The sequence below is a fragment of the Streptomyces sp. NPDC045678 genome, from assembly GCF_056432085.1.
On sequence record NZ_JBWKJS010000002.1, the window covers coordinates 1 to 14615 of the forward strand.

13 protein-coding genes and 2 pseudogenes are annotated in these 14615 nt (G+C 68.7%); 10 read left to right on the forward strand and 5 right to left on the reverse strand.

Annotation, left to right across the window (positions count from 1 at the left end; genetic code table 11):
• Positions 1–700 precede the first annotated feature (700 nt).
• Positions 701–1297, forward strand: a complete 597-nt coding sequence (locus AC07DO_RS06595; protein ID WP_479057556.1) for a hypothetical protein — start codon at positions 701–703, stop codon at positions 1295–1297.
• A 24-nt stretch (positions 1298–1321) separates the two neighbouring features.
• On the opposite strand, the gene AC07DO_RS06600 is transcribed toward AC07DO_RS06595, so the two are convergent.
• Positions 1322–1921 (reverse strand): TetR/AcrR family transcriptional regulator, encoded by a 600-nt coding sequence (locus AC07DO_RS06600; protein WP_479057557.1) that lies wholly within the window; start codon positions 1919–1921, stop codon positions 1322–1324.
• A gap of 61 nt (positions 1922–1982) precedes the next feature.
• On the opposite strand from AC07DO_RS06600, the gene AC07DO_RS06605 reads away from it, so the two are divergent.
• Both AC07DO_RS06605 and AC07DO_RS06610 read left to right on the forward strand, forming a co-directional pair.
• Positions 1983–2813, forward strand: a complete 831-nt coding sequence (locus AC07DO_RS06605) for a class I SAM-dependent methyltransferase (RefSeq protein ID WP_479057558.1) — start codon at positions 1983–1985, stop codon at positions 2811–2813.
• Positions 2814–3035: 222 nt separating this feature from the next.
• Positions 3036–3470 (forward strand): hypothetical protein, encoded by a 435-nt coding sequence (locus AC07DO_RS06610; RefSeq protein ID WP_479057559.1) that lies wholly within the window; start codon positions 3036–3038, stop codon positions 3468–3470.
• A 593-nt stretch (positions 3471–4063) separates the two neighbouring features.
• On the opposite strand, the gene AC07DO_RS06615 is transcribed toward AC07DO_RS06610, so the two are convergent.
• Positions 4064–4420, reverse strand: a complete 357-nt coding sequence (locus tag AC07DO_RS06615) for a SelB domain-containing protein (RefSeq protein WP_479057560.1) — start codon at positions 4418–4420, stop codon at positions 4064–4066.
• Between the two features lie 83 nt (positions 4421–4503).
• Here AC07DO_RS06615 and AC07DO_RS06620 point away from each other — a divergent pair, with 83 nt between their 5' ends.
• The 3 genes from AC07DO_RS06620 (at position 4504) to AC07DO_RS06630 (ending at position 8179) form a co-directional block, all read left to right on the forward strand.
• The gene (locus AC07DO_RS06620; protein WP_479057561.1) at positions 4504–5934 is read left to right on the forward strand and encodes an FG-GAP and VCBS repeat-containing protein; all 1431 of its coding nucleotides are present in this window, start codon (positions 4504–4506) and stop codon (positions 5932–5934) included.
• A 748-nt stretch (positions 5935–6682) separates the two neighbouring features.
• Complete coding sequence (locus AC07DO_RS06625) at positions 6683–7210, forward strand: hypothetical protein (RefSeq protein WP_479057562.1); 528 nt, start codon at positions 6683–6685, stop codon at positions 7208–7210.
• A 300-nt stretch (positions 7211–7510) separates the two neighbouring features.
• Positions 7511–8179 carry an MSMEG_1061 family FMN-dependent PPOX-type flavoprotein gene (locus tag AC07DO_RS06630; RefSeq protein WP_479058527.1) on the forward strand — a complete coding sequence of 223 codons (669 nt, stop codon included), beginning with the start codon at positions 7511–7513 and terminating at the stop codon, positions 8177–8179.
• 242 nt (positions 8180–8421) lie between these two features.
• Here AC07DO_RS06630 and AC07DO_RS06635 read toward each other — a convergent pair whose 3' ends face one another.
• The gene (locus AC07DO_RS06635; RefSeq protein ID WP_479057563.1) at positions 8422–10014 is read right to left on the reverse strand and encodes a sensor histidine kinase; all 1593 of its coding nucleotides are present in this window, start codon (positions 10012–10014) and stop codon (positions 8422–8424) included.
• Between AC07DO_RS06635 and AC07DO_RS06640 the strand changes: the two are divergent.
• The 3 genes and pseudogenes from AC07DO_RS06640 to AC07DO_RS06650 all read left to right on the forward strand — a co-directional run.
• Positions 9996–10238, forward strand: a pseudogene (locus tag AC07DO_RS06640) (response regulator transcription factor); the annotation flags it as partial. The gene AC07DO_RS06635 and the pseudogene AC07DO_RS06640 overlap by 19 nt on opposite strands.
• 581 nt (positions 10239–10819) lie before the next feature.
• A complete protein-coding gene (locus tag AC07DO_RS06645; protein ID WP_479057564.1) occupies positions 10820–11383 on the forward strand; it encodes a hypothetical protein in 564 nt (187 codons plus the stop codon).
• Positions 11384–11394: 11 nt separating this feature from the next.
• Entirely contained in the window at positions 11395–11925 is a 531-nt protein-coding gene (locus AC07DO_RS06650) for a hypothetical protein (protein ID WP_479057565.1), read from the forward strand.
• Between the two features lie 237 nt (positions 11926–12162).
• Here the strand turns inward: AC07DO_RS06650 and AC07DO_RS06655 are convergent, their stop codons facing one another.
• Complete coding sequence (locus AC07DO_RS06655) at positions 12163–12405, reverse strand: DUF6411 family protein (RefSeq protein ID WP_479057566.1); 243 nt, start codon at positions 12403–12405, stop codon at positions 12163–12165.
• Between the two features lie 170 nt (positions 12406–12575).
• Here AC07DO_RS06655 and AC07DO_RS06660 point away from each other — a divergent pair, with 170 nt between their 5' ends.
• The gene (locus AC07DO_RS06660) at positions 12576–13799 is read left to right on the forward strand and encodes a phospholipase D-like domain-containing protein (protein WP_479057567.1); all 1224 of its coding nucleotides are present in this window, start codon (positions 12576–12578) and stop codon (positions 13797–13799) included.
• 336 nt (positions 13800–14135) lie between these two features.
• On the opposite strand, the pseudogene AC07DO_RS06665 reads toward AC07DO_RS06660, so the two are convergent.
• Positions 14136–14440 (reverse strand): annotated as a pseudogene (locus AC07DO_RS06665) (DUF1330 domain-containing protein).
• Between the last annotated feature and the right edge of the window lie 175 nt (positions 14441–14615).

Consider the following 14615-nt stretch of genomic DNA (forward strand, 5'->3'; position numbering starts at 1 on the left):
TCTCACGCCACCTTCGTGCCGGACACCACCTGGCCAATAAGCGGGCGCCCGCCAGGCTCATCCCGGGTTCGATGGGAAGCACCCGGTTTCGATGTCACCTAATCAATAACGGCACTTCGTCAGTGGTTCGCTTGCGCTCGTCTTCTTGATCCCTACCTGACGCCTTCACGGCGCCTTTTCCACATCGCTCACCACAGTCGCGTTACCGCTTCCGCAGCATGTGGCGGTTTGAAGCCTCCCCCCGCAGGGCGGCTCCGAAGGGCCATACCTTCATCTCTTGCACAGCATCGATTTCACGAGCTCTCCTACATAGAGCTCCCTTCTTCGTTCGTGGCGCACCCCGTCTCTGAACCCTCGATCTGAAGGCTTCGGAGGCGGGCTCTCAACGGCCGCGTCTACGGCGCAGAAACGACGACCCTAATCGCGTCCCGCACCCGCACCCGACCGACGCCGACCTGGTCGGCGGCCCGCTGGAGGTCCTGCTGCTGAGCATGCACGGGCGGCGGGCCGAGAAAGTCGAGGACGGCGTGCCCCTGACCACCGAACTCGGGCCGCGGCCCGGCGGCCGCGCTCCACCTTGAAACGCACCTTCGACGCTCCCCTCGAGACCCCAGGCCGCACAGTGCGGCAGGTGCACGTCTAAAAACCCGTCGCAAACAACCTGATCGACGCAGGCCAGCGGGGCTCGTACTCTCTCGAGGTGCCCGTACCCCGAAACATCGACTCCTGGCAGCAGGTGGAGTCCCGCCAGGACTTCACCGCTTACCTTCAACTGCTGTCGGCCGACTGCGAGACCGCGTGCACCGGGCAGAATCCTGGCACACCCGCAGCAGGACGTTGGACCAACCAGTCGGTCGACGGCTTCCTCTGGGCCTGGGCCCGGCTTCTGGAAAGCCGGCTCGACGGTACCGACCCGCTGCACGAACAGACTCCCGGCCAGCCCGGATGGCAGGGACTGGCCTTCCAACTGGACCAGGCTCGCACTTCCCCGCCCGGATTCGCCTCGCCTCCCGCCGACGTGGTCACCGAATGGGACGAGGTGAACAGCCCACACGACCTGAGGATGTATATCGCGGCGCTCGCCACCGACTTCGCTTGCGACCAGCGGGCATACGAGGTCAAGCGCAGCCGCGGCGACTGGGCCGGCGACGGAGGCAGTTGGGCACACAGCCTCCTGTACAACGTGCTCGATGCCTGGGCCGCGTGGCTGGGCAGCACGAGCCTTGGCGCCGAACTGGAACCAGTCACCTGGCGGTCAGTCGCCCTGCAACTCTCAGCAGCGCGGGTCTACGAATAGCCCCTGACGGAGCGGATGACTTGGTCACGGCTGAAGTGGCCGCAAGGCGCCGGCGACGACAGTGATCACCATCCTGCGGACGGCGGCGATCTGCGGCGGGGCGCTGGTCCGGTCGGCGAACAGTAGGTGCCCAGCCCCGACGAGAGTGGGGGCGAGTGCGTCGATGTCGGCGTCACCGGCCAGGCGGCCCAACTCCCGCTCGTCGGTGAGGTACGCGGCGATCATGGCGGTGCCTTGCACGGCCAGTGGGATGCCGGTCAGACCGGCCTCGCGCAGCCGGGCGCGGAGGCCGTCGCGGAAGGTGATGAGCGCGACGATTGCCACCGTGACCGGCCCGAACAGGTCCTGCAGTGCGTCGGTGAGGTTGTCCACCACGCTTCCGGTGCCGGCGGCCGCGCGCAGAGTCGTGGTGCGGTCCTCGATGCCGCGGACGCGGTCGAGGACCAGTTCCGCCAGGAAAGCGTCGAAGTCGGTGAAGTGCCGGTGCAGCACGCCCTTGGCGCAGTCCGCCTCCTCCGTGACCGCCCGGCTGGTCAACGCGTCGGGCCCGTCCCGGAGCAACACGCGCTCGGCGGCTTCGAACAACTGGCCGCGCACATTGTGGATGTGCACCCCTGTCGGCATTGTCTCCCTTTCCGCGCCGCCCCGCCTTAACAGGTGGGCAACCGCCCACTAGTGTGGGCGCATGCCCACTTTATCGCAGGGACAGCCGGACGAGTCCGTACCCGAGCCCCACCGCCACCGGCAGACGGCCGAGTCGTTCGGCGTGGACTCCGAACGCTACGACCGCGCCCGACCGCCGTATCCGCAGGCCCTGGTGGACAGGGTCATCGCGGCGAGCCCCGGTCGGTACGTCCTCGATGTCGGAGCCGGGACCGGCATCGAAGCCCGGCAGTTCCAGGCGGCCGGCTGCACAGTGCTCGGTGTCGAGCCCGACGAGCGGATGGCCGCCTTCGCGCGACGCAGCCGTGTCGAGGTCGAGGTCACCAGGTTCGAGGACTGGCAACCGGCCGGGCGACAGTTCGATGCGGTCATCGCAGGCACCGCCTGGCACTGGGTCGACCCCGTCGTCGGCGCGGCCAAGGCGGCCCAGGTGCTCCGGCCCGAAGGCCGACTCGCCCCCTTCCATCACGTACCCCAGCTCCCGGCCGAGTTGATCAACGCCCTCACTGAAGCACTCCAACGGGTCGCTCCTGAGTCCCCGTTCAACCCCGGCCTACTGAGGGGATCGGCCGTGGATGCCTACCAGCCACTCTTCGCGAAGATCGCCGACGGGATCCGGCAGACCGGCAGCTTCAGCGAGCCGGAACAGTGGCGCTTCACCTGGGAGCGCACCTACTCCCGAGAGGAGTGGCTCGACCAACTCCCCACTTTCGGCGGCCTCACCCAACTCCCCGCAGACGAAATGGCCGAGATCCTGGAGAGCGCCGGGAACGCGATCGACATGCTCGGCGGCCACGCCACCATGCCCTACACATCCGTCGTGGTCACCTCGACCCGCCTTCCTGCAGCCTGATCTGCGACCAACGTCGGGGTGTCGTCGGGCACCCCGCGAAAGTACGTCTCGCCCACGGTTCGTGAGAGAGCTGGCTGTAATTCGACCGCTTCTCCCCTGGGCAGGTGCCATCCGACACGGAGGCGCCGACGCCTCGTGGCCTTTCCAGTCGCAGCGGGTGACCGGTTGGACCACCAGCCACCCACTGCGCGAAGGCTTTTCATCTTTCCGCACCCTGCGCGGATGGCGACCTGCTCGGTAACAGCCGCCTTGGGCATCGTGCTGGACGCCCGGGCGATCAAGCGGGGTACCTTCACCATGGGATTGCGACGGCAGACCGCAAAGACGCTGTCCGACGATTCGAGCACCGCTCCAACCTGGGTGACGCCGTCGCTGTGGGGGCTGGACACCGGGCTTATATGGACAACGTTCCGTATGTCCTGCGCTTCGTGGGTACTCCTGATCAGCGCTCTGCTCAACCTCGTGCCCCAGTGGGGTGGACTCGTCTACGGCGTGTTCTTCGGGATTCCATTGATCATCGCAACGGTGATCGGGGATCCCACCGCGATCGGGCGGCCTCGCAAGGACTCGCTGACACGGCTGATGCAAAGCGCGGGCATCATCATTTTGACGTTGTTGCCGTTCGGGTTGATATGGAGTCGCTATGGGGTCGCTTGACACAAGGCGTTGGCGAGCTGTTGTCGTGCCACTGTCGTTCTCGGCCCTGCTGGTCACCGCCGCCTGCAGTGACCAGCAGGGAACACCGTCGGCCGCCCCGTCGCACTCGGGCTCACCGTCACCTTCCACCTCGCGTCTCAGCAAGGCAGTTTGCGACGATGATGTGGTTCCAGTCTCTCGGCCGCCGGCGAAGCTGTCGCGGGAAGGGCTCAAAGTAGTCGGATCAGGCCGCGTCTGGTTCATAGCGCCGCGGACCGACAGCTGGAGTGACCTTCTGGAACGTCAAGGTGCGGACCGCCGAGGGAAGTTTCCCCTGTGGGTGGACCAGAAATCCCTTCCCCAGGTTTCGGTGAAAGGGATTCGTGGAACTGCCGGGGCTGGGCGGGCACATATGACGCCCACATCGGAGGGCGTTCCCGGCCCTCTGCCGATGAGCTTGGAGCTGCCTGGTCCGGGCTGCTGGCAGGTGACCGTCAAGGGAGGCGGCGGGAGCACGGCCCGCATCCTTTTGAACGCGGCGTGACGAATTCGTCTGTCGCCATGAAGGGGCCGGCCGCATGATCGCGGCCGGCCCCTCCCCCTTCACTCTCGTCTCACTCTCGTCGCCGTACGACTTCTCTCCACTTGTCGTCCAATCGGCGCGTCAGCCCCTGTCTGTCGAGATGCCTCAACAACGGCAGGGAAACCCGCCTGGTCGTGTCGAGCGCTCTGGTTGCCGCTGCAACTGTGAACGGCTGTTCCAAACGGCTCAGTTGAACGAGAGCTTGTTTCTGCGGGAACGGCGGCCTTCTCGTACGGATGACCAAGCCCCGACCCAGGCCCCGGCGCCGGCGCCGGCGCCGGCGCCCCGGAAGCATCCGGCTCCCGACGCTCGTTCCACATCTCGCCCGGTTCCCTCTCAATGCTCGCGGAGTGAACAGCGGGCATCGCACGTCAAACGTCTGGATCATGTAACGGAGTCCATAGGGAATACAACCTTCGTCCACAAGGCCTGTCTCCTCCTACGTCACAGACGTTCCCAACAGGAGGACCCGTGCCCCGCCGCACCCTCATCAGCGCCATTGCCGTCGCCGCGCTGACCGCCCCCCTCGCCGTCTCCGTCACCGCGAGCACCGCGGCCGCGGCCCCTCAGCCGCCCCGCACCCCGATCACCGACTTCAACCATGACGGATACGCCGACCTCGCCGTCGCCGCGCCGCACGGCACCGTCGACGGCGTCGAGAACGCGGGCTACCTCTCCATCGTGTACGGCACCGCCTCCGGGCCCGGCACCGAACGCCACCAGCGCATCAGCCGCGCCACCCCGGGCGTCCCCGGCGAGCTCCAGGGCACGTTCGCCTTCGGTTACCAGACGGCCCCCGCCGACCTCGACGCCGACGGCTACACCGACCTGCTCGTGTCCGGTGGCGACGACAACGGCAACAAAGCGACCGTTCTGTGGGGCTCAGCCACCGGGCTGACCGGCGCGGACACCCTCCTGCCCCACGAGAACTCCGAGTTCGCCACGGGCGACTTCAACGGCGACGGCAAGCGCGACCTGGTCGTCAACGACGTGCCGAGCGACGACCCCGACGTCTCCGGGATGACCGTCGAGTACGGCCCGTTCACCCGTGCCGGCAAGCCCGCGTCCAAGGACAGCGTCGTCACGAGCGACGGGCCCTCCGGCCTCCGGTCCTTCATCACCGGCGACCTGACCGGCGATGGCGTCGACGACATCGTCAGCACGCACGGCTTCGAGGAGATGACGCACGACGCCCGCTTCTTCAAGGGCGGCCGCGGCGGCGTCAGCCACAGCTCAACCAAGCTCGGCACGGCCTACAGCGGCACCGTCGGTGATGTCGACGGCGACGGGTACGGCGACCTGATCACCCGCGACATCGGCAGCGTCACCGAGGTCATCGACTCCCACCCGGGCAGCATCACGATCCAGTACGGCAGCTCGGCAGGACCGACCGACGCGCGCAAGAAGGTCATCACCCAGGCCACCGCGGGCGTCCCCGGCGCCAGCGAGGACGACGACGCGTTCGGTGCCTCCCTCAGCGCGAGCGACGTGGACGGCGACGGCAGGGCCGAGGTCGCCGCCGGAATACCCGGCGAGAGCCTGGACGCGGCTACCGGCACCGGCGCGGTCGTCCTGCTCAAGGGCGCGTCCAAGGCCGACGGCGGCATGACCGGCAAGGGCGCCGTCGCCTACAACCAGACCACCGCCGGAATACCCGGCGTCGCCGAGAGCGGCGACGACTTCGGCCGCCAGGTGCTCCTCACCGACCTGAACAAGGACGGCCGCGCCGACCTGACCGCCACGGCCCCCGGCGAGGACAGCACTGTCACCGACTCGGGCGCCCTGTGGAACCTCTACGGCTCCACGGGCGGCCTGACCACCACCGGCGCAAGCACGCTCACGCCGGCGAAGCTCGGCGACCCCGAGAACGGCGCCAAGTTCGGCCAGCGGCTCGCCGGCTGACCACCGCACCAGGAGACCGAACGCCGCAGCGCCTCCGCTACGCTCCTCGACCCGGTGAAGCTAGCCTTCAGCGTGGTCGCCAACGGGCTGGGGACCCACCTCGCACCGCCGTCCCCGCTGCTCGGCCACCTCCGCTGAGACTCACGATCACGGAGCTGCCTCCACCAGGCCTGGCGCTCGTCGGCAGCCGGATACACGATCCGCAGGAGGGTCAGCTCGCCCGTGCCCGTTGTGCGGAACACGACGGGCACGGGCGAAGCGCTGCCGGACGGCAGGTACAACGTGTGGAGGGGTGTGCGTGAAGGTGCGGACGACGAACTGGTCCTCGTGGCGCAGCGGAGAGACCATCCGTGTCACCGGCCCCGGATATCTCCTCCTCGACGCCGATCGCTGGACGCTCGACATCGGCTGACTCATCGGAGTTCTCACCCACGGTGCCCTGCAGCCTCGGGCCGTTAACTGCTTCTAGCAGCGGAGCCCCACCTCCACTTTGCAACGGTAGAAGCAAGCAGCCATCTGCTACACGGCGATGGCCTTTCACCCGCCAGCCGACCCGCGGGCCGCGAAGTGGGCCATGGCCCACTGGGTCGCTGGCCAGATCGTGAATGGGTGGAGCTGTCCGGTTCTCTTTGCAGCATCGCAGTTCAAAGGATGTAGACCCGTAGAGAGCGGATCACCCCCCGTTGGGCGCGACAGCGCGTTGCACCGAAGTCCGATGCCGGGTGTCGCGCACGGCTACCGTCGGTACATGGACGACGCGACAACACCTGAGCTGATGCCCCAGCCCCGGCCGGACTACCCGCCGAAAACACCGCCACCCCCGAAGAAGCCGCCGAATCCCCCGCCGCCGGACCCACCGACGAAGAAGGCTGCCGCCCGGCCGAGGACGAGTGTCGTCATCCGTGACAGGCGTGTCGGCAACTGGCCTTTGGAGAACGCCCCCTGGACACCCAGGAAGGCCGCCGAGCTGGTCGTGCGCCAGGTAGGAACGTGGGGCCTGCTGGACGACAAAGCCGACCGGGCGAAGGCGCTCGCCCACGTGACACGGGCACTTGCGGAGTCGGCGCTCACCGACGGGGGCAAGCGCATCACGGTGCACGTGACCGACCGCCGCGACCACGTCCTCGTCATGGCGGTCTCCCACATCGAGGACACCCCCGAGCCGGACCAACGTGCCCTCGTCGAAAAGCTCGTCCCCTACGGGATCACCGAGTGTGGCACGGACGCCGCCGGCGACGAACCCGGAGCACGGCGATGGGCAATCGTGGCCCTGTGACGGCCTCTTCCGCGGCAGATGCCGAGTAGCACCTACGGAGACCTACGGACTCGCGTGTCGTCCGGGAAGCACAGTCTTGGCCGGCTCCGCACGATGTGGACCAGAACCCGTTCGTACCTCCACAGCCAACGTGATGCACGGCGGCCCGTACTGGGCACGGCCCATCCCGCACTGCCCAAAGGGCCACTTCGCCGTGTCAGCCCGCCCATCCGTCCCGGTGAGGCCTCGACCGGGCGACGCGGGCGAGATCACACAATGACCCGCGTACTGCCTCGATCGCCTTCTAGGGTCGTCCATATGATGATCGACGACACTGGGGCCGCCGCCGGCTTGCTCTTCGAGTCCCTCCGTGCGGACGCCCTTACCAGCCCGGACCAGCTGCGCGAGCTGTACCCGCAGCCGAACCCGAACTCGGTCCGCAAGGAGATCGACCGGCTGACCGAGGAGGCCCGGGCGCTGATCGGCTGTTCCTCCCTGGTATTCGTCGGGAGCGCGGACGACGAGGGCCGGGCGGACGTGACGCCGCGTGGCGGCCCGGCCGGGTTCGTCTCGGTACTGGACGAGCGGACCCTGGTGATCCCCGACGCGACCGGCAACAAACGGCTCGACACCATGCACAACGTGCTACACACCGGACGCGTCGGACTCCTCTTCCTCATCCCCGGCCGCCCGACCACGCTGCGCGTCAACGGCCGCGCCTGCATCTCGGCGCGCCCGGAGTTGCTCGCCCAACTCACTCCCATCGGCAAACCGCCGGTCACGGCGCTTGTGGTGCAGGTCGAGCAGGTCTATCCGCACTGCCCGAAGTCGCTGATGCGCGCCAACGCCTGGAAACCGGAGCGGTGGGTGCCCGCTGACGCCCAGCCGACCAGTGCCGAGGTGACGCTGGCTCAGCTGAACCTGCCGGGCTTGACCGTCGACCAGATCGAGGAGGCCGAACGGGAGTCGCTGCGCCTGCGTTACGAATGAATTCGGACTGAGTCCCTCCTCGACGACCGGGCTCTCCACGGGGCACGGAGGGGTTCTGCGCCATCCGCAGGAGTTGCGGCATGGGACTCCGAGGTCGGTGCCGCCGCTCGGTGCCCGGCTGGGACTCCGCCGTCGAGGCCAAGCCCATGCCGACGATCAGAGCCGGCTCGGCGTGCGCGACGGCAACGGCAACGGCAACGGCAACGGTGACATCCGTCAGGGCCGGTAGCGCGACGTCCAGCTCAGCGGCGGGCAAGACTGCCCCGAGGTGGTGGACCACCGCGATCCAGCGTAGGCCGTATGTCGTGGCCCTCACTCTGCCGGGGGCGGCTTGCGGGCACGGTGTCCTTCGTCAGCAGCGTGTTGCCGGACCAGCAGAGTCGGTAGAGGTCGACCTGGTCCAACAGGTCGCGGCCGGAACGGTAGAACTCGCAGCGGGCGCCGGGCGGCCGGGATGCGGAACGGGCGTAGTCGGAGGGGTAGGGGTAGGCGCGGGCCGGCAGCAGCGGGGCGAGTTCGGCGCGCGACCGGCCGAGGGTCAACTCGTCGAACCGGGAGGGCGGCAGCACGCTCGTCGTCAGTTGCCAGGCCAGGAAGAAGGCGGATGGCACGAAGAAGAGTGCTGCGACGATAGGTGCCACGAAGGCGACGGCGGAACGGCGACGGGCATCGCTCCGTACGGAGGCGAGCCGCATGGCGGACTCCGGTACGACGGTGCCCGGGGGCGTGTTCGGGTGGGGAGCGGTCTCCGACGGCGGCGCGGCGGACCGTCGGGTTTCGACCGGCGCTCCGGGCGCTGTACGTGGTCCCGGCGTCGGCGTCCCGGGACGGGCGGTGGCCTGGTGCGGGAGGACAGCGGTGACGTGAAATCCGCCTTCGTCCAGCGCGGCCCGCAGGGAGCCGCCGAGGACCGTCACCCGCTCCCGAAGCCCTGTCAGTCCCCGGCCGCCGGCGCCACGTGCCGGGCTTTCGCCCGTGTGCGCCGGTCCGCCGATCGACGGGGCGACATTCACAATGCTCAAGCGGGTACGGTCGGTCTCGTGGGTGATCCGTACCCCGATCGCGCAGTCCGGCGCGTGCTTCACCGCGTTCGTGAGTGCCTCTTGCACCACCCGGTACATTCCGCGTTCGGCCAGGGGAGACATCGGGGGCCCCGCCCCGCGCCGCTCCCAACGCACAGGCACCCCGGAAGCGGCCGCCCGTTGGAGGAGGTCCTCGACAGTGTCGTTGACGGGCAGGCCCGCCCCCGTGTCCGTGCCGGGCGGGTCGTGCAGGACGGCGACGGTCTCTCGCAGTTGTTCCACCGCGTCCGCGATCGTCCCGCGTAATTCGGCGAGGTCGGCGCGGTCGCGGTCGGTGAGGTCGGGCGAGAGTTCCAGGACTCCGGCGCGCAGGGCGACCAGGCTCAGGGCGTGGCCGAGGGAGTCGTGCATGTCGGCGGCGATGTCCGCGCGTTCGGTCAGCCGCACCCGCTCCGCGACCAGATGCTGGCGCTCTTCCAGGCTCTGGGCAAGCCGCCAGCCTTCCCGCACGAGTTCGCGTCGGCCACGCCAGTGCCGTCCGGCCAGCCAGGGCAGCAGCAGGGCGGCGGGCAGCACGGTCAGCGCGTAGAACCACCACACGGGCTGCGCTCGCAGGACCGCGCACGTCGCGAGATCGGCCGCTACGCACCCGGCGAGCACCAGGAGCGGGCGCCGTGCCCCGGCGACCCGGGCCCCGAGCAGCAGGCTCAGCACGGCCAGTGACAGGACGTGGGCGTTGCCGGGGGTCGCGGAATCGGCCAGGCCCAGCGCGCACAGCCCGTTGACCAGCACGACGCCGGCGCCGGGCGGCACACCCCCTCCGCTCACTGGAACGGCTCACGGAACGGGAGCGTGAGGTGCTGGCGGGACTCGGGACAGGGCTGTCCAATGCGGAGATCGGGAGCCAGTTGCACCTCGTCGAGGGCACGATGAAGGCATACGTCAGCGCGGTGCTGGCAAAGCTGGGGGCACGCAACCGGGTGGAGGCGGCCATCTCCGCGTACGAGGCAGGCCTGGTCCCGCCAGGCCCCCGCTGACCCGGTGTCGGCATCCCTGGTACAGGGTTGCCCCTGTCAGGGACGGCGCGTAGTCGCCAATCGCAGGGGTGGCGGCTGCGCCAGATGGTGCAACGGCGGGTCATATCAGCGGGATGGCGCGGCAGGTGGAGGCGTGCGCGCCGGCCTCTCCCCCGCGCCCACCACTTCGGTCTACCGGGTCCCGATCCCCGGCGCTGCGAGCCGGTGACCTCCCCGTGAACGGAGGGAGCCGGTCGGCGGCACAGGTCGCGAGAGCGGGTCGCCGTGTGCGCGGGACCGACGGTCATGGTCACGGTCGACTCGGCCCGAGTGGGGGCGACGTAGAAGGTGCGTCTTTGTACTCGGCGGGCCCCGGCGGGTAGCGGGGTTTACACCTCATCCGGGTGAGAGAGCGCTCGCTTCAGCGCGTCGATAGGGGTGGGCGGGCACGCTACACAGACTCTTCTCAACTCGCCTCTCACGAACGGAGACATGTGCGTCCTCGGCACTGCCTCGTAGTCACCCTCCGAACGCAACCAGGTGGCGCTGGAGATCCTTGTCACGCTGCGCGGCATCTCCGTAAGCCGAGCAGCGCACTGCTCATGGCGACGCTGCTTGCGCTGTCCCTGGTCACTGTGCCCGCCTCGGCGGTCCAGGCGGTCCAGGCGGTCCAGGCGGCCCCGGCGGCATGCATGAATGGCCAAAAGGATTCCCGGGGCCGCTCGTCAGTGGACAGAGGCGAAGTCGCGTGGGAGGACGAGTCGGTGTTCGATGACGCACGCCGCCATGCCCACAGGGTGTGGTCGCAACGGGGCCTCGATCGGGTGAAGTTCCCCGCGGACGACGCCGGCCGGATCGCTGATCTGGAATGGTCGGATGTGAACGCGACTCGTCCGCCGTGGAAAGGCGTCCTGGGGCGTTGGAAGGGCATGGGCGGCACCGACCTGTTGAAGCTCAACAAGGCCTACCTCGGGCCGGGGAAGCGGTACGGGGACCGCGGATCGCGGCGCATGATCGCCGCACACGAGCTCGGTCACGCCCTTGGGTTCTGTCACAAGAACCCGTCGAGGTACCGCTCGTTGATGGCTCCGAACTCGTTCGACATGCCCTCCAACGGCGCCCCGACTGCGCGGGACCGTAGGAACTACCACGCGTTGTGGGGCTGAAAGGCAGATCCATGAACCGTCTTCAGCGTCGGCTCGCGCTCGCCGCAGCCGGACTGGCCGTTTTGGTCGGCGCGTCCTGGGGCGTCTACCGCACTACCGCTGTGTCGGAGGCGACGAGTGCGGGCGAGGCGGTGACGCTTTACGACGTGCGGGACGCCCGGCAGGTCGCCGGGACCGCAGACGACGTGTTCGCCGGCACGGTCGTGAACCGTGGTGGTCGGCGAGACATCGCCGGCATCCTCTCCGACCTCTACGAAGTGCGGGTCGAGCAGCGCTTCAAGGGCGGCCTACGGGGCACGGTCACCGTCAGCCACGAGCAGGGGGCACCACCACTCACTGCGGGTCGGGCCTATGTCTTCGCGACAGGGCGCGTGCCGGATGAACGCACCCACGCTGTTCTGCTGGAAACCACCCCGGCCCCGTACACCAGCCTGACCGCGCCGGCCAGGTCCCACGGCCCGGGCTCAGGCACCGCGGGCCGGACCGTGGCCGAGCACTGGGCCTGGGCTGTCGACCACGAGACCGACGTCACCAGCGGCTGATCACCAGCGTCCGGGACTGACCACTTGGCGCCAGGTAGCGAGAGCCTTCGGGCCGCTGCCCCGGGTCAACTTGACCGCCAGGTCACGGGACGCCCCACCACTGAGGCGCGCTCTCGGTGTCGGTGGACGGGGAACGAGTCGGCTGCTACGGACCTGTCTGTCCCCGGGTGGGACGGCGGGCCGACAGCGGACTGTCGACCGGTGCCGTAACGCATGCTTCGGCACCGACGCGCCGTCTCAGAAGGGCATGCGGCCTCGGGCGCGGCGTCCGGCGGAACCACTGCGGCCCACCGCCTTGGAGCTGCTCCGGAAGGGCTCGCTGATGATCCGGCCCAGGACGCCGGGAGCCTTGCCGCCTGCGCGCGACCCGGCCCCCAAGGTGCGCTGGGTACCGCGTTCGGGGTGTCGGGAGAGACGGGGCACGAGGAAGGCGAGGACGGCCAGTACGACACAGACCGCCACGATGCCGACAATCACCACGATGGGCTCCCTGGGTTGAGGTGTCTCCATCGCGTTCCCCACGGATGCGGGCCCATGCGCGCGGCCCTCCGGCCGACCACCAGGAGGTAGAGTCGGCTGGCTGCTCAGCCCGCGCCGGACCGGGCACCGCGGCCCTGAGACATTCGCGTTGTGTACCGGCCCGGAGAACCATGACCAGTACGCAGGAACCCACCGAGCTGAATGCACCGACGCCCGATGAGGCGGGTGGGCCCGACGTCGGGGCCCGTGTCGCACGGGTACGACGACGCCTGGAGCGGCTGATCGGGATCGCGGCGACGGAGGGCAACTCTCTCATACCCTTGCGCAACGGGGACGAGATTTTCGCGGCCATGCTCGCGGGGATCCGCCGTGCCGAGCACACGGTGGACATGATGACGTTCGTCTACTGGAAGGGCGACATCGCCCTGCGGTTCGCCGAGACGCTTGCCGAGCGGGCGCGCGCCGGGGTGCGGGTGCGGCTCCTCCTGGACGGGTTCGGCAGCCGGTTGATCGAGACCGAGCAGCTGGCCGCGATGGAGCAGGCCGGGGTGCAGGTGGCGTGGTTCCGAAAGCCGCTGTACCTCTCACCGCTCAAGCAGAACCACCGCTGTCATCGCAAGGTTCTGGTCGTCGACGAGGAGACCGCGTTCACCGGCGGGGTGGGCATCGCCGAGGAATGGTGCGGCGATGCCCGCAACGAGCACGAGTGGCGCGACACGCACGTAGAGGTGCGCGGGCCCGCGGTGGACGGTCTCGCGGCGGCGTTCGCTCAGAACTGGGCCGAGTGCCATGACGAACTCTTCGACGAGAGAGACCGGTTCATCGACCACCGTCCGCAGGGCGGCGCCATCGTGCAGGTCGTGCGCGGCTCTGCGAGCTTCGGCTGGCAGGACATGCAGACGCTGCTCCGCGTGATGCTGGAGTCGGCCGAGGAACGCTTCCGGCTGTCCACCGCCTACTTCTCCCCCGACGCGTACTTCATCGAACTCCTCTGTGCCACCGCGCGGCGCGGCGTCGAGGTGGAGATCGTGCTCCCCGGCCCGCACACCGACAAGCGGGTGTGCCAGCTGGCGGGCCAGCACCACTACGAGGAACTCACCGCGTGCGGGGTCAAGATCTACCAGTACCAGCCGACGATGATGCACGCCAAAATCATCACCGTCGACGGCGTCGCCGCGCTGATCGGCTCCACGAACTTCAACCGCCGCTCCCTCGACCACGACGAGGAAGTCATGCTCGCCGTCCTGGACCAGGAGTTCACGGCCACCCTGGATGAACACTTCGACGCCGACACCGCAGTCAGTGAACTGATCCAGCAGGACCGCTGGAAGAAACGCTCCGCTGTCCAGCGAATCCGAGAAGTGGCCGTCCAGCCCATCCGCCGCTTCCTGTGACGTGCTGGTCCGCCGACGTGCTGGTCCGCCGACGCGCTGGTCCGCCCAGGTATCGGTACGCACCTGCACGCTGCCACCGGTGCAGGTCACGCTGTCGGAAAGCGGTGGGAGGGCTGCTGTCCTACCCGCACCGAAAGAACCCAGCCTTCTCGCTATGGGCCGGCGAGAGGTGCGGGATCTCTCCGGAGACGCCTGTCGGGCAGCCCCAGGCGGGTCCGCCCGACGGAATGGTGCAGTGTGTGACACCCTGCCGGAGCTCCGGGTGAGGGTGGCGCCTGTGGTGTGTGTGGCTGGGCGGCCTGCTTACAGATGCTCAGCGATGGCTGAGCCCACCGCTCAGTCGATGCCGTCGACGATGCGGAAGTCGCGTTCGACGCCGTCGGGCAGGGCCAGAAGCGCCTTCTGGTACGCCTCGCTCTCGTATGCCGCGACGGCCTGTTCAAAGCTGTCGAACTCGATCAGAACGACACGTTGCGTGATGCCTGCCTCGTGGGCGACGACGCGACCGCCACGGGACGGGATCCGGGACAGGGTGCGCCCGCCCCAGCCTGGACAGCCGGACCGGCCAGCTCGTCGTAGGCGGTCAGCCCCTCAGAGTCGGATATCGCGGGGTAGACACTGACCCAGTAACCCTTAGCCATGGAAATCTCCTGTGTTTGTTCGGCCGGACACGTCCGACTTTGAATTGACACGCAGATCGATCGATCCCGGCGACGGGTACTGCGGTCAGTTGAATCGCCATAAGCGCAGGTTAGGGCTTGATCTGCGGTCGAGGGAAAGACCGGTACGGGATAGGCTCAGAACGGATCGTTATCA